The organism is Actinoplanes sp. NPDC023936 (assembly GCF_040639325.1).
Classification (GTDB): Bacteria; Actinomycetota; Actinomycetes; order Mycobacteriales; family Micromonosporaceae; genus Actinoplanes.
Genome location: NZ_JBEZZR010000005.1, coordinates 125,295 through 142,805, shown reverse-complemented (window position 1 = coordinate 142,805; position 17,511 = coordinate 125,295). Strand labels below are relative to the sequence as shown.

The 17,511-nt window shown below is 67.1% G+C and carries 24 protein-coding genes; 10 read left to right on the top strand and 14 right to left on the bottom strand.

What is annotated here, in order from left to right; translation table 11 throughout:
* Positions 1 to 2 precede the first annotated feature (2 nt).
* The 4 genes from AB0F72_RS09005 (at position 3) to AB0F72_RS08990 (ending at position 7,252) form a co-directional block, all read left to right on the top strand.
* Positions 3 to 4,448, top strand: a complete 4,446-nt coding sequence (locus AB0F72_RS09005; protein ID WP_360427634.1) for a hypothetical protein — start codon at positions 3 to 5, stop codon at positions 4,446 to 4,448.
* A gap of 213 nt (positions 4,449 to 4,661) precedes the next feature.
* A complete protein-coding gene (locus AB0F72_RS09000; RefSeq protein WP_360427632.1) occupies positions 4,662 to 5,750 on the top strand; it encodes a hypothetical protein in 1,089 nt (362 codons plus the stop codon).
* Between the two features lie 13 nt (positions 5,751 to 5,763).
* The gene (locus AB0F72_RS08995; protein ID WP_360427629.1) at positions 5,764 to 6,360 is read left to right on the top strand and encodes a hypothetical protein; all 597 of its coding nucleotides are present in this window, start codon (positions 5,764 to 5,766) and stop codon (positions 6,358 to 6,360) included.
* Positions 6,361 to 6,364: 4 nt separating this feature from the next.
* On the top strand, positions 6,365 to 7,252 hold the full coding sequence (locus tag AB0F72_RS08990) for a glycerophosphodiester phosphodiesterase (protein ID WP_360427626.1): 888 nt from the start codon (positions 6,365 to 6,367) through the stop codon (positions 7,250 to 7,252).
* On the opposite strand, the gene AB0F72_RS08985 is transcribed toward AB0F72_RS08990, so the two are convergent.
* Positions 7,236 to 7,445, bottom strand: coding sequence for a hypothetical protein (locus tag AB0F72_RS08985; protein WP_360427623.1), 210 nt, complete (start codon positions 7,443 to 7,445; stop codon positions 7,236 to 7,238). The genes AB0F72_RS08990 and AB0F72_RS08985 overlap by 17 nt on opposite strands.
* A 79-nt stretch (positions 7,446 to 7,524) precedes the next feature.
* Between AB0F72_RS08985 and AB0F72_RS08980 the strand changes: the two genes are divergently transcribed.
* From AB0F72_RS08980 to AB0F72_RS08965, 4 genes are read left to right on the top strand one after another with little or no spacing between them, the layout of a single operon-like run.
* The gene (locus AB0F72_RS08980; RefSeq protein ID WP_360427620.1) at positions 7,525 to 7,728 is read left to right on the top strand and encodes a hypothetical protein; all 204 of its coding nucleotides are present in this window, start codon (positions 7,525 to 7,527) and stop codon (positions 7,726 to 7,728) included.
* 5 nt (positions 7,729 to 7,733) lie between these two features.
* Positions 7,734 to 8,765: a hypothetical protein gene (locus AB0F72_RS08975; protein ID WP_360427617.1), complete on the top strand. Its 1,032-nt coding sequence runs from the start codon at positions 7,734 to 7,736 to the stop codon at positions 8,763 to 8,765.
* Entirely contained in the window at positions 8,762 to 9,181 is a 420-nt protein-coding gene (locus AB0F72_RS08970; RefSeq protein ID WP_360427614.1) for a hypothetical protein, read from the top strand. The genes AB0F72_RS08975 and AB0F72_RS08970 overlap by 4 nt, the downstream gene beginning before the upstream one ends.
* On the top strand, positions 9,160 to 9,558 hold the full coding sequence (locus AB0F72_RS08965; protein WP_360427611.1) for a hypothetical protein: 399 nt from the start codon (positions 9,160 to 9,162) through the stop codon (positions 9,556 to 9,558). Before AB0F72_RS08970 ends, AB0F72_RS08965 begins: the two co-directional genes overlap by 22 nt.
* A 145-nt stretch (positions 9,559 to 9,703) precedes the next feature.
* Here the strand turns inward: AB0F72_RS08965 and AB0F72_RS08960 are convergent, their stop codons facing one another.
* From AB0F72_RS08960 to AB0F72_RS08940, 5 genes are all read right to left on the bottom strand, one after another.
* Positions 9,704 to 9,877 carry a hypothetical protein gene (locus AB0F72_RS08960; protein WP_360427608.1) on the bottom strand — a complete coding sequence of 58 codons (174 nt, stop codon included), beginning with the start codon at positions 9,875 to 9,877 and terminating at the stop codon, positions 9,704 to 9,706.
* Between the two features lie 49 nt (positions 9,878 to 9,926).
* A complete protein-coding gene (locus AB0F72_RS08955) occupies positions 9,927 to 10,550 on the bottom strand; it encodes a hypothetical protein (RefSeq protein ID WP_360427605.1) in 624 nt (207 codons plus the stop codon).
* Between the two features lie 56 nt (positions 10,551 to 10,606).
* Complete coding sequence (locus tag AB0F72_RS08950; protein WP_360427602.1) at positions 10,607 to 11,494, bottom strand: hypothetical protein; 888 nt, start codon at positions 11,492 to 11,494, stop codon at positions 10,607 to 10,609.
* Positions 11,487 to 11,876 carry a DUF1870 family protein gene (locus AB0F72_RS08945; RefSeq protein ID WP_360427599.1) on the bottom strand — a complete coding sequence of 130 codons (390 nt, stop codon included), beginning with the start codon at positions 11,874 to 11,876 and terminating at the stop codon, positions 11,487 to 11,489. Before AB0F72_RS08945 ends, AB0F72_RS08950 begins: the two co-directional genes overlap by 8 nt.
* A 92-nt stretch (positions 11,877 to 11,968) precedes the next feature.
* Positions 11,969 to 12,295 carry a hypothetical protein gene (locus tag AB0F72_RS08940; RefSeq protein ID WP_360427596.1) on the bottom strand — a complete coding sequence of 109 codons (327 nt, stop codon included), beginning with the start codon at positions 12,293 to 12,295 and terminating at the stop codon, positions 11,969 to 11,971.
* Between the two features lie 133 nt (positions 12,296 to 12,428).
* Here AB0F72_RS08940 and AB0F72_RS08935 point away from each other — a divergent pair, with 133 nt between their 5' ends.
* Positions 12,429 to 12,626 (top strand): AlpA family phage regulatory protein, encoded by a 198-nt coding sequence (locus tag AB0F72_RS08935; protein WP_360427593.1) that lies wholly within the window; start codon positions 12,429 to 12,431, stop codon positions 12,624 to 12,626.
* Here the strand turns inward: AB0F72_RS08935 and AB0F72_RS08930 are convergent.
* The 4 genes from AB0F72_RS08930 to AB0F72_RS08915 form a co-directional block, all read right to left on the bottom strand.
* Positions 12,623 to 12,925: a hypothetical protein gene (locus tag AB0F72_RS08930; RefSeq protein ID WP_360427590.1), complete on the bottom strand. Its 303-nt coding sequence runs from the start codon at positions 12,923 to 12,925 to the stop codon at positions 12,623 to 12,625. The genes AB0F72_RS08935 and AB0F72_RS08930 overlap by 4 nt on opposite strands.
* A gap of 317 nt (positions 12,926 to 13,242) precedes the next feature.
* Positions 13,243 to 13,476 (bottom strand): hypothetical protein, encoded by a 234-nt coding sequence (locus AB0F72_RS08925; RefSeq protein ID WP_360427587.1) that lies wholly within the window; start codon positions 13,474 to 13,476, stop codon positions 13,243 to 13,245.
* A gap of 53 nt (positions 13,477 to 13,529) precedes the next feature.
* Entirely contained in the window at positions 13,530 to 13,859 is a 330-nt protein-coding gene (locus tag AB0F72_RS08920; protein ID WP_360427584.1) for a DUF6221 family protein, read from the bottom strand.
* A 16-nt stretch (positions 13,860 to 13,875) separates the two neighbouring features.
* Entirely contained in the window at positions 13,876 to 14,085 is a 210-nt protein-coding gene (locus AB0F72_RS08915) for a hypothetical protein (protein ID WP_360427581.1), read from the bottom strand.
* Positions 14,086 to 14,180: 95 nt separating this feature from the next.
* On the opposite strand from AB0F72_RS08915, the gene AB0F72_RS08910 reads away from it, so the two are divergent.
* Complete coding sequence (locus AB0F72_RS08910) at positions 14,181 to 14,543, top strand: hypothetical protein (RefSeq protein WP_360427578.1); 363 nt, start codon at positions 14,181 to 14,183, stop codon at positions 14,541 to 14,543.
* A gap of 324 nt (positions 14,544 to 14,867) precedes the next feature.
* Here the strand turns inward: AB0F72_RS08910 and AB0F72_RS08905 are convergent, their stop codons facing one another.
* The 4 genes from AB0F72_RS08905 to AB0F72_RS08890 form a co-directional block, all read right to left on the bottom strand.
* The gene (locus AB0F72_RS08905; protein WP_360427575.1) at positions 14,868 to 15,404 is read right to left on the bottom strand and encodes a hypothetical protein; all 537 of its coding nucleotides are present in this window, start codon (positions 15,402 to 15,404) and stop codon (positions 14,868 to 14,870) included.
* 41 nt (positions 15,405 to 15,445) lie between these two features.
* The gene (locus AB0F72_RS08900; protein ID WP_360427572.1) at positions 15,446 to 15,862 is read right to left on the bottom strand and encodes a hypothetical protein; all 417 of its coding nucleotides are present in this window, start codon (positions 15,860 to 15,862) and stop codon (positions 15,446 to 15,448) included.
* A 4-nt stretch (positions 15,863 to 15,866) separates the two neighbouring features.
* A complete protein-coding gene (locus tag AB0F72_RS08895; RefSeq protein ID WP_360427569.1) occupies positions 15,867 to 16,694 on the bottom strand; it encodes a hypothetical protein in 828 nt (275 codons plus the stop codon).
* Between the two features lie 103 nt (positions 16,695 to 16,797).
* The gene (locus AB0F72_RS08890) at positions 16,798 to 17,454 is read right to left on the bottom strand and encodes a hypothetical protein (protein ID WP_360427566.1); all 657 of its coding nucleotides are present in this window, start codon (positions 17,452 to 17,454) and stop codon (positions 16,798 to 16,800) included.
* Between the last annotated feature and the right edge of the window lie 57 nt (positions 17,455 to 17,511).

Here is a 17,511-nt window from a genome sequence, read left to right as displayed (position 1 = left end):
GCATGGGCACCCCTCTCGCTCAAGCCTTCATTCGCATTCGCCCCGAAACGGACGGGTTCCGCAAGGACACCGAACGCGAACTGGGCGGCGACCTCGTCAAGGCAGGCACCAGTCTCGGCAAGACGCTCGGCACCTCGCTCGCGAAGTCGCTCGGCGCGTCCCTGGAAAAGGCCGCCAACGGCATGGGCAAAAGCGTGGCGGACGAATTCGCGGACGCATTCACCGAACGGGTCAAAGAACGGACGAAAGACGCGCCACTCGCACCGTCGAAGCCCCGCACCCGCAAGCAGGGCGAGGAGTCGGCGGGCACGTTCGCCGGCGGGTTCCGCAAGCAGCTGCAGCAGGCCGCGAAGTCGTTGCCGCCCATCAACGTCGGCGTCGCGAAGAACGCCGCCGAACAGCAGCTCCGGGACCTGCAAGCCCAGCTGCGGGCCCTCGCAGGCAAGACCATCGGCGTGGACGTGGACGCGGCTGCCGCCCTCGCCGAGGTCCGCACCCTGCAAGGCAAGCTGACCGAGCTGTCCGCGAACAGCCCCGACATTCAGGTCCGCACCGACACCGCCGCTGCCCTGGCGAAACTCGCGCAGATCACCGCCGCCGCCGACAAGCTCGACGGAACCACCGCTGAGGTCGAAGTCGAAGTTGACACCGACCGGGCGTCACGCACCGTGTCGACGTTCGCGTCCGGGATGACCGGCGTGCTGGCGAAGGCGTTCGGCGGGGTGTCGTCGACGGCCGGAAGCTTCTTCCAAAACCTCTCCGACGGCGCGATGAAAGCGGGCGGGCAGATCAGCACGTCGCTGATCGGGGCGGCTGCCGCGACCACGGCGATGACCGCCGGCACGGGCGGCCTGAATCTGCTGCTCGGTGCGTTGGCGGCTGCGCTGCTGGCCGGTGCGGCGGCGACGGTCGGGCTGGGGGCCGCGTTTGTGGCGCTCGCCCCGGTGCTGCTGGCGGCAGGCGGGCTGATGGGTGGGTTCGTCAGCGCCCTGTTCGGCGGTGCGGCGGCGGCGGCCGTGTTCAAGTTCGGGCTGGGTGGCATCGGCGGCGCGCTGACGTCGATGTCGGCCGCCCAGGACGAGGCAGCGAAGTCGGCGGTGTCTTTCGCGGGTGCCCAGAACGCGATCAAGAACGCGTCCGATCAGGTCCGGTCTGCCCTGGCAGCGCAGAAGAACACGCAGGCCACCGTCGCTGAGGCGGCGAAGCGGGCCGCGCAGCAGATCACCGACGCCGAACGGGCGGTCGGGCAGGCCCGCCGCGACTCCGCACGGGCCGCGCAGGATGCGCAGCAGCGGATCGTCGACGCCAACCAGCGGGTCCGGGACGCCCAGCGCGCCCTCACCGACGCGGAACAGGACGCCTTGCAGGTCCGTGAGGATCTGACCAGGGCGCAAGAGGATGCCCGCCGCAACCTCGAAGACCTTGCCAGCGCAGTCAAGAACAACTCGCTGGATCAGCAGCAGGCCCGCCTTGACGTGGTTGAGGCCGAACGCGAGCTGCAGAAGGTGATGGCCGACCCGAAGGCCACCGCCGAGCAGAAACGGCAAGCCCAGATCACCTACGACCGGCAGGTACAGCAGCTCAAAGACCTGCAAACCCGTGGGAAGCGGCTCGCCGACGAGCAGGCCGACGCCGCGAAGAAGGGCGTCAACGGCTCCGACCAGGTGGTGGACGCCCGGAACCGGATCGCCGAAGCCGACGAGCGGATCGCTGACGCCCGCCGTGGCGTGTCGGATGCGCAGACCCAGTTGCGGCGTGCGGAGCGGGACGCCGACGAGTCGCGTCTGGACTCGCAGCAGAAGGTCGCAGCGGCGGAACGGGCCCTCGCGGATGCGCGGGCGGCACGGGAATCTCAGCAGCGGCAGGGCGCCTACCAGCTGGCGCAGGCCTCGCAGGCGGTCGTGTCGGCGCAGCGTGCCCTCGCTCAGGCGTCCACGCAGGCGGGCACGGCCGGCGGCAGCGCGATGCAAAAGCTGAACCAGCAGATGGCGGAGCTGTCGCCGAACGCCCGCGAGCTGGTGCGCACTTTGGATGGGCTGCGCGGCCCGTTCGGCGAGTTGCGCCGGTTCGTTCAGGACCGGCTGCTGGAAGGCGTCGCCACCCAGGTCAAGGATCTGGCCGGCAAGTGGCTGCCCGCCCTGAGGCCGATGCTCGGCAACCTGGCGACGGAGTTCAACAAGGTCGGCGACGGCCTGTTCCGGGCGCTGGGTCGCACCGACTTCATCGCCAACGTCAAGACCGCTGTCGCCGGGTTCGGGGACATGATCGGCCGGATCGGGAAGTCGATTCCTGGCCTGGTCGACGCGTTCGGCCGGATCGGTGCCGCCTCCACCCCCGTGCTGCGAGTGCTCGGGGAGCTGATCGGCGGGATCTTCGACAAGTTCTCGGCGTGGATTCGGTCGGCGGACCAGACCGGCAAACTCGACACGTTCATGCGGGATGCTGCGGCGACGCTGCGGCAGATCTTCTCCATTGGCGGGCTTGTCGTGAAGATTGCCGGGGAGATCTTCCGGATCTTCTTCCCGCAGTCGAAGCAGACCGGCGACGGGTTCCTCGGCGGTGTCGAAGACGTGCTGCGGGTCGTTTTGACCTGGCTGCGGGACCCGAAGAACCAGCAGGCCATCCGGGACTGGGTGGCTGGCGTCGGCGACTTCGTCAAGTTCTTGGTGTCGGTGGCGATTCCGTCGGTGGCGACGTGGGTGACCACCGTGTCCGGCTGGATCGACGACGTCCTCGGCTGGATCAACACGATCAAAGGTCTGGGCCAGGTTGTCGGGAACATGTTCGGCACGGCGGTGCGCAACCTGGTCGCCGGATGGGCAACCATCCGCGACAAGGTGTTCACGCCGCTGCGCACGGCGGTCACGTCGTCGGTGCCGAACGCGTTCCGCGACGGCCGCGACCGCATCTCCGCCCGGTTCGGTGAGGCCCGCGACCGGCTGTCGAACACGTGGGCGCGGATCCGCGACAACACGTTCACCCCGTTGCGCAACGCCATCACCACGACCATCCCGAACGCGTTCGCGTCCGGCCGGGACAAGGCGGCGGCACGGTTCGCCGAACTCCGCACCCGCCTCGGTGACGTGTGGGGGCGGGTCCGCGACAACGTCCTCACCCCGCTGCGCAACGCGATCACCTCGTCGGTGCCGAACGCGTTCCGGACCGGCGTCGACGCGGTGAAACGGCAGTGGGATCGACTGATCAACGTCGCGAAAACGCCGGTCCGGTTCGTCATCGGCACCGTCCTCAACAACGGGCTGATCGCCGGCTACAACAAGGTCGCCAAGGTGTTCGGCGTCCAGGAGCTGGCGAAGATCGCCCTGCCGAAAGGCTTCGCGACCGGCGGCGTGCTGCCCGGCTACACGCCCGGCCGCGACGTCCACCGGTTCGTCTCCCCGACCGGCGGCGTCCTCGACCTGTCCGGCGGGGAGCCGGTGATGCGGCCCGAGTTCGGCCGGGTTGTCGGCAAAGGCTGGGTGGACCGGGTCAACCAGGCCGCCCGCACCGGCGGTGTCGGCGGAGTCCGCAAAGCCCTGTCCGGCTCGTTCGCGCGTGGCGGTGTCATCGGCGGCGATGGGTTCGGTGACCTATGGGCGAAGGTTAAAGGCAAGGCCAGCGATGTCCTCGACGGCGCGAAGAAGATCAAGGACGTCATCACCGATCCGGTCGGTGCGATCAAGGGCGTCGTCAACAAGCTGATCGGACTGATCCCCGGCCAGGGTCAGCCGTGGGGCAAACTCATGGCGGCGGCGCCCCGGAAGCTCGTCGATGCGGCCGTGGATCGGGTGTCCGGGTTCTCGTTCACCGGCTCGGATGCGGGCGGCGGGCCCGGCAACGGGGCCAGCCCGTTCGGCGGGTCAGCGGGCATGATGCGCGCCCTGCGGGGCACGTTCCCCGGCCTGCGGCTGATCTCCGGGTTCCGGCCGGGCGCGGTCACCCTGTCCGGCAACCCCAGCTACCACGGCAGGGACCGGGCCGTGGACTTGGAACCGATCCGGTCGGTTGCGAAGCACATCTTCGACAAGTTCCGGGGCATCACCCGCGAACTGATCACCCCGTTCCAGGAGTACAACCTGCTCAACGGGCGCAAACACACCTACCGCGGCGCGGTGTGGAATCAGCACAACTTTGACGGCGGTAACGCCCACAACCACTGGGCGGCGAAGACCGGCAAGCTGCTGCCGAAGAACCTGGCCCTGCGCGCGGGCGGGCTCATCCAACACCTGCCGTTCGGCTCCTACGACTCCGGCGGCCGGCTGCCGACCGGGCTCAGTCTCGCGCACAACGGCACCGGCCGACCGGAGCCGGTCGGCCACCATCTCGGCGGCAACACCTACCACATCAACGTCTCGGTGCCGGTCGGCGCGCACCCCGCGCAGGTCGGTAAGGAGATCGTCGCGGCGATCAAAGCCTACGAGAGTGGGTCCGGGACGACCTGGCGGAAGTAGGTGCCGTCGGTGAGGGTTTCCGTCGACATCGGCTACCTGGGCGGATCCACGGTCGACCCGACCGTGTTCATCGTTGGCAGCACCGAGCAGGGTGCCCTCGGCACCAACCTGCTCGGTGCTGCCGGCGCTGAGGCGCTGACCACCTACACGAGCGCGGACCGGGTCGCCGCGTTCACCGTTGACCGCTCCTCGACGAGGGTCAGCGGGCCGCTGGTGCAGTACAACGCGGGCACCGCCACCGTGAAACTCCACAACCTCGACGGCGCCCTCGACCCGTACGTCATCGAGCAGGCTGGCTACGACGCACCGGGTGTGGTCATCCGGATCCGGGTCACCCACAACGAGATTACCTACCCGGTGTTCTCCGGGTTCGTCGACTCGTGGATCCCCGACCAGACCGGGCCTTCATTGGGCTGGGTCACCATCTCCGCCACCGACGGATTCAGCCGCCTCAACACCCACCTCGAAGAAGCAGCTGTCGCGGTCGGTGCCGGCGAGAACCTGCGGTCCCGGATCATCCGGCTCCTGGACGCGGCAGGCTGGCCCGCTGACATGCGGGTTTTGGGCGCGCAGTCATCGGTGACGGTGCAGGCCACAACGTTCGGTGGTTCCGCTCTCGACCTGATCCAGGAGGCCGTGAAGGCGGAGATCGGCGACTTCTACATGCAGCCGGACGGCAAGGCGTATTTCCGGCACCGCCGGTCGGTGATCGCCGAAACCCGGTCAACGGTCTCGCAGGTCACGTTCGGGTCGCGGCGCGATCTCGGTGAGATCCCCTGGGTCGACAAGATCGAACTGTCGTGGGATCGGACCACCCTCAAAAACAAGGTGATCGCGGGGATCGCCGGATCCGACAACCGCATGATCGCCCAAGACGCCGACAGCATCGGCCGCTACGGGCTCTATGCCGTCGAAGAAACCGGGCTGATCCTCACCACCGACGAAGCCGCGCAAAACTGGGCCAACGCCGTCATGCGGCAAGACTCCCGGCCCGAGATGCGCTTCGAATCGATCACCCTGAACGGGGCGCTCGACGACACGCTTGGCATCCCAGTGATCCAGCACATGCTGGGCCGGCGCATGGGCGACCGGATCACCGTCGTCCGCAGGCCCCCCGCCCAACCCGCCGGGTCAATCGTCGACAGCCGCGAAGTCCTGATCCGCGGCATCAGCCACGAATGGTCGGCGTCCAGCAAGCAGCTGATCACCAAATTCGCGCTGGCACCCACCGACAAGGTGCCCTGGTTCATTCTCGGCTCGCCCACGCAGGGCGTCCTCGGCCAGAACGCCCTCCCCTACTGATCGGAGGTTCCGCGTGGGCTCCGGAATTAAGACGTTCGCCGATGGAGACATCCTGCTTGCGGCCGACGTCAATAACTATCTGATGCGGCAGTCGGTGGTGACGTGCACCTCCGGCACCCGGCCAGCGTCGCCGACAACCGGTCAGCCGATCTACGAGACCGACACCAAGCTGATCCGGGTGTGGGACGGCTCCACCTGGTACTGCCCGGTCAGCCCGGACTACGTCGACTGGTCGACGTCGGTGCGGTTCTACTCGAACGCGAACAGCGGCACCCAGATCGCGACGGGCAGCGTCGATGTCACCTACTGCCGGTACCAGAAGAACAACAAGACGGTGCACTACTACGGCCACGCCACGATCAACGCCACCACGGCGTCCGGGTTCGCCATCCTGATGCCCTTCGCCACCGGCCAGCGCATTTTCACGCTGTCGAACGTCACCCTGTACGGCAGCAGCGCCACCTACGACACGCTGCGCGGCGACGGCCACACCCCGGCGATGAGCGCCCCGTACAACCGGTTCGGGCCCGTGACCAAAACCTCCGCCCAGGGCAACATCGCGACCTCGGGCGACACCGTCCACTGGAACGTCGTCTACGAGAGCGTGTGATCGAATGCTTCGCCGCACGGCCGCTTCGGCGGCCTTTTTTGTTGCCCTCGCACTGCTGCCCGCCACCCCCGGCGTCGCCGCTGCCGCCACCTGCCCGATCGTGGCGTCCCACGCTGCCAAGGTCGACGCCCCCGAGAACACCGTCCCCGGCATCCGAAACGCCGCCGCCGCCGGCGCCGGGCTAGTGGAGCTGGACGTGCGCTGGTCGAAGGGTGACGGCACCGCCGCCTATCCGGGCTGGCCGGTGCTGATGCACGACCCCACCGTTGACCGCACCACCAACGGCACCGGTCAGGTGTCCGCCCTCGGGCTCGGAGACCTCGGCAAACTCAGTGCCGCCGCCTACGCGCCCTGGTCCGCGGACGCTCGCTACGCCGGGTTCCTCGCCGACGGCAAGCCGCGCGCCGGCGTCCCGTACGCCTACGACTTCCTGACCGCCGCACGGGCGGCCAGCGTTCGCCCGCTGCTCGACGTCAAGGTCACGCCGAACCGCGTGCAGATGGACAAGCTGGTCGAATACCTCGACAAGACGAGCACCCGTGACAGCGTCATCTACATGTCCAGCCCGGCGGCGATTGCCACCGTGCGGCCCTGGTACCCGGACCTGGAGTACTGGGCGATCGAGTACCCGGCCAACGGCTCGCTGCGGTCCGGCGCCTACCTGCGCAGCCTGGGCGTCACCACATACGCCGTGCAGGCGCAGGCCGCAGACCTGGACGCCGCCGCCGTCGCCTACTGGCACTCGACGGGGCTGAAGGTCGCCACGTGGTCGAGTGACAGCACGACGATCGACTCCCCCTCGACCTGGCAGCAGGTCCGAACCGAAGGCGTCGACTACCTGATCACCAACCGGCCCGCCGACGCCATCGCGGCACTCAACTGCGGAAGCTGACTGCGGCCTCAGTGATGGGATGCTGCTCCGCCCACGTCGAACGGGGAATGCCGGGCGGCAGGGCCAGCGTGCGATCCTCCGCCACCGCGAATGGCAGCTTCGTCCACCGCACGGTGGCGCCGTCGCGCTCCCAGAAGAAGCCGTTCGGGGACGCCAGCTTGATGACACGGCCGCCGGGTTCGTGCTGATCCATGACGAAACAGTAGCCGTTCAAGCCCCGCGAGCAGCGCCATTCCTGCACGTCGAATTGCTGCCGAGCTAGGAGATCCCGCGTGCAAACCAACAACGACGACAGTGGCGGCGACGTCACCATCGGCCCGCACCCGCTGCCCGAGGGCACCCTGCTTTACCCGTGCCTGACCTGTGGTGTTGCGGTCATCGACAAGGGCCGCGGCTTCCACAGCGAGTGGCACGCCAGCCTCGCCGACGTGGTGATCGAGACCACCCGTCGTGTCGAGAGCCTGGAGGCCCGCTGATGGTGATGAACCCCCGCACCCACCCACGCGGCGCCCCGCCGGATTTCACCCTGCCGAAGCGGAATCCGAATCCGGAGCGGATGACGGACGCCCTGTGGTGGCTGGTGTGCATGCGCGAGGCGCTTGAGCCCAGCCTGTCGGAGAACGGCGGCACGTTCGCCCGGAAGCCCGGCTCGCACAACGCCGGCGCGAACCTCCCCGATCACGGCGAAGGCAACATCCGCACCGACCACTCGATCCGGCACGCCTGGAACCGCACCGGCCCGTGGTGGAAGACGAAGACGGCCGCGCACGACTGGACGTTCAGGGATGCACAGCACGGCGATTACCGGACGATCAACAAGTACACGCGCCGGATGATCGCCGCGATGGCGGATCCGGACGATCTGCGCCCCGACGAGGTCATCTTCTACACCCTCGGGAACGTCGACGGTGACGTCACCACCGAGGGCTACAGCGAGCTCAAGAACGGCGCTGAGACGTCCGGCGACAACACCCACGCCTGGCATCGCCACGATTCGTTCTTCCGCAGGATCATCGGCGACTTCTGGGCCATGTGGAAGATCCTGACCATCGACATGGGCTGGACGTACGCCGAATGGCAGCAGTCCATCGCCCCGCAGCAACAGGAGGATGACATGCCCACCGCCGCCGAACTCGCCAAAGCCATCGCCGATGTCAAGGTGAACGTCACACCGGCCGCGAAGACCGCGAACATGCAGCCCCTCGGTCGCGTTATCGGCTACGGCAGCTGGGAGCGGCACCGCATCGAAACCCTGGTGAAAGCGCTGGCCACCCAGGTCCAGTCGCTCGGCACCGCACTCACCTCGGCCATCGTCGCCGCAGGCAAGGGCGACGACCAGGCGCTGGAGCAGATCCGGCAGCAGCTCGCCGAACTGCCCACGGCCACTGCCGACGCAATCGTCGACCATCTTGGCGACGCGGACAGCCCGGAACAGAAGGCTGAACTGCTGCGCGCGGTCCTCGGTGACGACGCGCCTGAGGTCGGCCGGCTGCTGGCATCCGCGACGTCGTGAGGATCGCAGTCCAGCCGCTCGGCAGACGCGGCCGGGCACTGGCCGGGTTCGCCGTCCTCGACGTGCTTTGGGGTGTCCGGCTCGCCACGGTCGACCCGGCCGCCGTCGAGTTCTACACCTGGCTGAACACGCTCAGCCCGCTGTGGTGGTGGTCGCTGCCCTGGTTCGCCGTGGCCGCCATGTGCGCGTACGGGGCCATCCACCGCCGCGACCGGATCGCGTTCATGGGCGCCATCGCCATCAAGGTGCTGTGGGGCAGCCTCTACCTGTTCGCGTGGCTGCTCGGCGAGAACGTTGGCGATGCGTGGCCCGCAGCCGCCCAGTGGCTCGCGTTCGCCTGGTGCGTATGGGTGATGGCGGGCTGGATGGAGCCGATCGAGCGGGAAGGGGTGGCATGGACACCTCCACTGCCATAATCGTGGCCGCGCTCGCAGCAGCCGCATCGATCATCGCCACCCTCATCACCAGCCGAGTCGCCAAACGGGCCAACAGGACAAACGAGCTGCTTGAGTGGGCAAGGCAACTGAAGGCCAGCGAGCAGGCAGCCCGCAAGGAGGCGGACGAGTCCCGAGAACGGGCCGACCGGATCCGCGACGAGGCCGATCAGGACGTCGGCCGGCTGCGCGCTGAGATGGACCAGTTGATCGAGAAGTTCGCTGCGATGCGACACCAGGCCGAACGGCTCACCGACACGCTCACAACTGTGCAAACCGAGGTGTGGCGTCCGAAGCCGGATCTCGACGCGCTGCGCCAACTGGTGGGTCGCCCGTCGACTGGCATCAATGGCCGGTGACCTACGCGGTGCCGGAGGCGACATGGATCTCAAGCTCTGCTTGCTGTGCCCGTACGCCATGCACGCGCTGCTCGCCGACGACGGCTGGATCGTCTACTACTGCGAGCACTGCGACGGACTTATCGGCGTGACGGGCGCGTAGTTCTCAGCCGATGGCGGCGTTGCGGATGCGCGTCAACGCCCGATGGGCGTCGTCTTCAAGCTGGCTGGGCGTGGGCGGCAGTACGGCGTGAACATGATCGCCTGCGGGCCACACAGGAAAGCGCTTCAGTGTTTCCCCTTCGAACGACGTGACCTCGTGGATTTCGTCAGGTTCCACACCGCACCACCAGCACCGCATCGTCACAGCGTAGCTTCGGTGTGCCGGGTCAGCTCACCGCGATGCTGTGCGACGGCCCCGAGTAGACAGTCGTGCCGGGGAACAGCACCGCTGTCGGCTTCGCCCCAGCGGTGACCTGCCAGATCGCGATCACCTTCGCCGTCGAACCGGGATTGAACGGGCTCGTCGGCAGCTCCTCAACCTCGGCCAGGTTGGACGCGTACTCCTCGTCGTCGCTCGACGCCTGAAACTCGCCCTGATCGGTGACCAGGTTCCCGAAATCTTCGGCTCCCGTACCCGGTGTCTTGCCCACATTCTTCTGGGTGGCGTCGGCGCGGCAGAACTCCTGACCGTCGGCCGGCTTCGCGTCGACGAACCTCGGGACGTCGTCGTCGCCCAGCCAATCCGGGTTGGATGCCGCCTTTTTCAGCACCTTGAGCCCACACTCGACCTTGGTGACGGTCACTTGCCAGTCCACCACATCAGAGGTGTTGGAGAACGTCTGCTGGTAGTCGAACGGCGTGCCCACCTTCGCCTGCACCAGCGACGGCTCACTGATCCCGATCTCTGCTTCGCCATCCGGGTCGGGCTCGGCCGGCGGTGTGGAGGAGTTGCTGCTGCATCCGGTGAGGAGGACGGCGGCCATCACGGCGCCGGACAGGAGGCGTCTCATCGGGGCACGGTAGCCGGACGCCCGGTGATCTGTCCTGCCGCCTCGCCCGTCCGGGTTCACCGCCGCCAGACGTTGACCTTCGCAGTCTCCAGTAGATCCGCGCCTTCCGGGCCTTTCACGTGCGAGGCGATCCACGTCTGGCGGCGCAGCGAGCGCTCCGGACCGTAAGCCTGCTGCCGCCAATGCCCACGAACAATCCACCGGTGCTTGTAGTGCCTGCCCGGCTGATCCGGATCCAGAGGCGGCTGACCTGATAGCCGGTACTGGCGGCGCAACTCCACCAGGGTTGCTTCCGGCTCACCGCGGCCGGCACGCGCGTAGGCAGCCCGCACCTTCCGGTCAGCTTCGACCGGGATGTGCTCCACGATCGTGGGCTGCTGCATCAGCGACCAGGCCGCAGCCAGCGTCGTCAGCACGGTCCGGTAGTCGCCGGGGATCTCGGACGGCAGTTGCCATTCACTGCTGACCGGCAGCGTCCACGCCAGGTACGGGACCAGTGGGGGCACCTGCTCGACAACGATCTGCATGCCGTTGTGGGCGGCGGCTTCCTCCATGCGGCTGCGCGCCACCCAGAACCAGACGATGAGTCCGCCGTCTCGGGGACCCCAGCTGAGGGCGTCGACGGGGTAGGAGGCACCGTCTTCTTCGAGGGTGCCGACACCGCCGTCGAAGACGATCAGACCGCGTTCGGACGGCCGTTCCTCCACCGTCCACCGCACCTGCGGAATGGTTTCCGCTGCCCCCACCGACAGGGCCGCCATCTGCGGCGCCACCCAGTACAGCTGCCCGGCGGTGAGGTCGTCGGCGACCCGCTGCAACTCGGCGGTGGTGCCGTCCTTCCCGGACCGAGCGAGGCTGGACCGCAGCGGGCTTTCCGGGTCGTTCAGCAGCCGGCACACACTGTCGCGGATTTTCGGCAGCCGCGACGGCGACCAGCTACCCATCGGCGCGTTCCGGCGGGTAGGCGATCCGCAGGCCCGGCACTTCGAGGGCGATGCGGGCGACAACTGCACGATGCCACGACGCGGGGAACTCGATGTCCGGGTGCGCCGCGTGATATTCGGCGTCATTGCGGTAGACGAGCACGCCAGGATCGGGCATGTCCTGCAACTGGGCGACGATCGCACCGATGAACTCGCCGGTGCGCCGTTCGAGGTCTTCCGTCGCAAGCCGCACCCCGTCAGGGATCGGGTACTTGCCTTGCTCCCAGTGGCGGACGGTGCGAGCGGAGACCCTGAGATGCGCGGCAAGCCAGTCGCCGGTGAGGCCGAGGAACTCGCGGACGGTGCGGAACTCGGCGTCGGTCATGCGTTCGTCTTCGGGCATGCCGGGCGGGTCGGTGTATGTGGCGTTTGGCTGCATCGTTGCTCCGGGATGGCGAAAGCCCCGGCGCTGGGCCGGGGCTGGGCGGTGAGCGGTCAGGCGGGTTCGACGTCGGCGTACATGGCGGTATCGGCGATGAACCAGTCGCTGGTCCGGCTCCAGCCGTTCTTGGCCAGCATCTGGTCGGCCTCGTCCTCGGCTTTCGCGAGCTTGTCGTCGTCGTCGACGTGGACGGTGAGGTCGGCGGTGAAGACAATGTTGGTGCTCATGGTGTATTCGGGGATCTCGTCGTACTGGCCGGTGTCGGGGTTGTAGTCGCCGTTGCGGTAGCTGAGGACCTCGGCGGTGGCGATGCTCAGGTCGCAGACGTCACCAGTGACAACGTCAGGCTGGGTGGCGATAGCGGCAACGTGTGATGTCATGGCCGGTTCCTTCCGGTGAGGCCTGGGGCTATCCCCTGACCGATGCCACCAATCTAGCTTCCTAAATTAGGAAGCGCAAGAGGTGTATCCCTTACGAGTGACACCGGCCTAGCCCCACGCCCATACTGGTCCCATGACATCTAGGCCCAAGTTGATGGGCGCCCACGAAATCCGGGTCCGGCTCAACGGCATCTCCCGCCAGCGCGTCTACGCACTCACCAACCACCCGAAGTTCCCCGCACCGGTCGCCGAGCTCGGCCAGGGCAAAGTGTGGCTGGCCGAAGACGTCGAGCAGTGGATCAAAGAGCGGCGGCCCGGCCAGGACGACTAACGCCCCGACGCCACCTCAGCGGTTACGTCCTCCCCCGTCACGCCGCACTCCGAACAGTGCGGGTACGGATGGTTCGGCGACAACCGCAGATGCCGGCACTCCGGTGGCATGCGCTGCGCGGTAGTGCACATCACGTCCCGATCACCGTGCGACAGACACCGGTCGCCGGGAATGGCCCGGACGGCGTTGCCGGAGTCCACGCAGTAGCGTTCCACCACGTTCAGCGGCCAGTGATAGACCACCATGCTGCCGTCCGGCTGCTCACGGTTGTCAAGCCACTGCCAGCGGAGTTCCGTCATACCCGCACCATGGTTTTCACGTGGGCCTGCTGCTTGCGCCATTGACGCCGCTCCCGCCAGCCGAACACGAACGGCTCAGGGCCGAAGTACAGCTTCGCACGCGGCGTTCGACACCAACCGGCTGCCAAGCCGCACCCGTCCAGACGTAATCCTGGTCCAGGCCGCCGTTCCGGAGAGTGGCCAGCGATCCTGGTGCCTTCTGGGCCACCGGCAGACGTGCGTAGACAGGCCACCCCAAGATGATCGCGGGAGCCCGCATGGTGGCGGCGAACTCGACTGCCGTCGGCTTAGTCATGCTGCCATGCTCCCACCCCGCACTACCTCACTCCCGGCAGTTCCACCGCGTCCACGTCCAGGGTCCTGGTGTCCCACAGCAGCGGCCCCACCCGCTCGGCCCACTCCCGCCAGCGCTCCCGGAACCTCGGCTGCCCCTGTGACGCCTCGAACCACAGCGCCACCAGCAGCTCGTGCCGGGACAAGCCGTACTCGTCCTCGACGTCCTCGCTCAGCCAGTACGCGTCGGCGATGGCCTCGGTGGAAACGCCGCGCATTGCGGGACGACCAAACCGGTGTGCCGGCGACACTGACACCTGCGGGCTGACCGTCACAGTTGCCACTCTTCGCGGTAGTCGGGGTGGCGGTCGTACGGCAAGGCGAGGGCCTTGAACACGGGCAACGCCGTCCCCGACGCGATGTCCTCCCGCCAGATCACTTCGTCGGGATTCCAGAGCCGAACCAGAATGCGCCGCTTGGCCTCAACCTCGCCCAGCATCCGATCCTCGTCGAATCGACCGAGGAACGCCACTCCCGCATCGGCGTGGCCGTCCGGATAGATGCCGAAGCCATCGTTCTTGAGCGCCAGCGCCACTCGCTCGTCCTCGTCGAATCGAGCGAGCAGGAACGCATACAAGTCGGCGGCGCAAAGGACTGTCACACATCCACGGTAGCGGTCACGCCGCCCCGCCCTCGACGTCCACGGGCTGCAGGTTCGCGAGTGCGTCATGGCCGAGGATCCGCGCCACCGTCTCGATCGACGCACGCGCCTCAACGACCGTGTTCGCGTGCCAGATCCGGAACCACTGGTCGCGGCCGGACCGGATCGTTTCGACCCGCCAGTAGCCGTCGGGTGTCTGCATCGCCCCGGTGATCCGCTCGGCCATAGATCGACGCTAAGCCCGTGATCCGCCGGGCGCAGCCCCTGAGCAGGAACTACGCGCCTGTAATTCCCTTCCATCCCGCACCCAGGAGAGATCCGATGGACTCGATCGTCTTCCCCACCCTCCCCACCTACCTGTTCGAACCCAGCCTGGCCGGCCTGCTGTCGCTGGTCCTCACCGTGCTGCTGCCCCTCGCCGCCGGGCTGCTGATGAAGTCCAGCTGGTCGGCGTTCCAGAAGGGCCTGGTCCTGCTGTTCCTCGCGACCGTGAAAGCGTTCGTGGAGGCCTGGCTGGGCGCGGTGAACTCGGCTGAGACGTTCGACCTGTGGCGGGTGCTGTACGCCGACGTCATCAACTTCATCATCGCGGTGGCCGCGTACGTCGGCCTACTGAAGGGCACCGCCGTCCAGCAGGCCGCGATCAACTCCGGGGTGAAGGACCGCCGCACTGTCGTGCGGTGACTTGACCCGTTCCCCCATCATGATCGTCGTCGGGTGCATGCCCTCGGCGCGAAGTCACGATCCGCCGCCACCCGACGCACAGCGCCTCGCCCCGCACATGGATTCGCCCCGCCAGGCGAGCCTGTGCGGGGCGAGGCGTTCTTTTGCGTTACTGGTCCTCCGGCCGACGCCGCAGCTGCTGCTTCAAGTTTCTGCGCACCCACCGGCCATTGCGGCGGTCGTGGACGTCAGGGCAGTCAGGCCCGGGGGTGGCGGCGCAATAGCAGCACCATGGCCGGTATAAGCGGCCCGGCATCCTCGGCATGTCCCCTCCCCAGCGATGTCCTACTGCTTACCCATTCTCCCCGCTCCGACCGGCTCGCCATGTTCGCGAACCCGAACAAGGCAGTTCACATGCCCTGGTTCCGCCGTCAAGCACAACGTCCAGCCGTCGACCACCGCGTACGTGTCGATGCAGTGCCGGCCGCAGTGCGCGCATTCCAGCACTCGCCCGTCCGGCAGGTTCTCGATCACGGATTCAAGGAACGCGTTCCAGCCGTCCAACTCCTCGGCCGCTTCTTCGCTGACCACCGCCATCATCTCGACGCCGAGCGCGAGACCTTCCTGGACGGCCTGGCAGATCGCCTTGTCCGACCGGTCCGGGCTGTTCGTGATCGCGTCGCCAAGGAACTGCACGAACCCTTGAGCGCGAGCCTCGGGCGTGGGAAAGATGATGTCGGCGGCCAGCCGAAACGCTTCCTTCTTCTCGTCGCCGCCGATGCCGTCAAGGAGCGCGAACGCCTTCTCGCGTTTGACGGTGAGATCGTCACCGGAGTAACGGATGGCGTCGAGCGCGGCGGCAAAGTCGCTGGACTGGGTCACGGCGTGACCAACCGACCGCAAGCATGCCGGGTTACCAGAGATCAGTCTTTGCGATGAACCTTGCTCGTTACCCTGAAACTGCCGCTGCCGTGAGGGTAATCGTGTGGCTGTTTCGGCGCAAGATCGCTGAGACGCCTGACGACCTTTGTGCTATAGCGGCTTGTGTCGGGTGGTCCGCCAGGCCAAGGCGCTTTCATGATCGTATCCACGGTCTTCCAGTAGCTTTTCTCAAGTTTCGCCACCGTCGACTTGGCTTCCGTCATCTCCGCCAACAACTCGTCCGTGCTGACCCCCATGTACGCGGCGGCGAATGCGGCGCGAGCAAATAACTGGCGAGCCTCCTTCTGGCCGACAGGGTCAAAGACGAAGCCGTCCTCCGTGTCGCCGTAGTCACAAACAACTTCGTAGCCTTCGGCAATCAGCCGCTGTGTTTCCTTGTTCAAGGTCTCCCTTTCCACGTGACTAATCACCAATCTTCCGATTCGAGGATTCGAGAGTGCCGCCACCGCCTAGCCCGACGGCGCGGCGGAGCGTCGCGGCCAGCGCCTGCAACTCGAACCCCAAGTCTTCGATGGTCAGGTCGGCGAGCAGCGCCTTAACCGCCGCGTCCCGGAACGCACCCCTTGCTTCCTCTTGCAACTGGCGCAGCCCGTTGTAAGCGGGACTCTCGCGCCGCTTGGACTCATCCACCTCTTCGAACGGCTTCGCCCCGGCCAGGATCGCCGGGATGCTGCCAATCGGCCAGCGCAGCGTTTGATGCAGCTTGGCGTAGGTCGAGGTGTCGTAGCTTTCGCGCTTGCCGTTCTCCAGGTCGCCGAGCAGGCGGCTGCTGATCCCGGCCACCTGCGCAAACGCTTCCCGAGTGGTGTAGCCAAGTTCGACTCGCCGAGATACCACGCGCTGCCCAAGACCCACCCAATCCTTGCTGGACACAGGTTGCAGCTCCCCTATTTCTCGTTCGGCAACTGATTGAGGGCCGACGGATGGGTTCCTGGGCAGCACGTCTGGGTCACCGACCACGCCTCGACAAAGCCAGTCCCGTCGGACCTGACGTCGCGCCGAATCCCAGCCCTCCCAAGAGCCGCCGACGTGGTGAACGTAGACGCCATAGAGGGCGTCGAGTTCACCTCTGTCGTACAGGTCTTTCAACGCGGTGCAGCTCGCACAGCACAGGTAGCAGCATCCGGGGTGTTCCGCGTCGTTGGCCCACGCTTGCCAAAGCTGGTTGACGTGCGCGGCGACCAACCGGGCCACAGTCAATGTCGGTAACGTCGTCGATGCGACAGGCACCTGTCTATTCTCCCAGATCGAGCGGCAAATGCCGATCACGGAACTGGCCGAAATGCCAAGTGGAGGGCACGTTGGCCGCACCCTCCACTTGCATGACGATCGGTCAGTGGCCCGGATACCACACCCGGAACAGATCGCCGTTGACGTACCCGACACCCGCAGTCGAGGAGCCATCCTCGAACGTACGCGGGATGCCGTTGCGGAACGTCCGCAGCTCGACCACGTTGCCCGCCTTCAGCGTTTCGTACAGCAGCGCACCGCCGGGAATGTCAGCCCCGAGGTGCTGGGTCCGCACCACGACGGCGATGTTCGTCTTCGGTGCCATCTGGACGACCTGCGTCAGCAGGCCAGCGGTCTCGTGGTCCACCTCGGCGAGGTCGTCGACCAGCAGCAGGCGCAGCGGCAGCACGCCCACACCGGTGCGCTCACCGTGCTCGGCGAGGTAGCGGTTCCGGTCCAGGATCTCGGCGTGGCAGTCCCTGATTGCCTGCGCGGCCCTCATGTGCTGGGTGTCGGCGAAGTCCACGTGAATGCCGGTGCTCTCGGTCCCGTCGCGCAGAGACTCGATGAGTTCTGTTCCACCGGAGCCGGTGGAACCGGCGATAACGGTCGGTCGGGTGCGGTCACCGTCGACCAGCAGCAGGCTGACATCGCCGCCGCCCTCGTAGGTGCCGATGGTGACGGTGCCGTTCCCGAACTGGGCGGTGCGGCAGACGACATCGCGCAGCTGCTCGACGTCGATCGGGGTTGAGGTGGTCATGGGCATGGTCCTTTCGTCAGGCCAGCGTTGTTGCTGGCGTAAGAGGGGTTGAAGTCT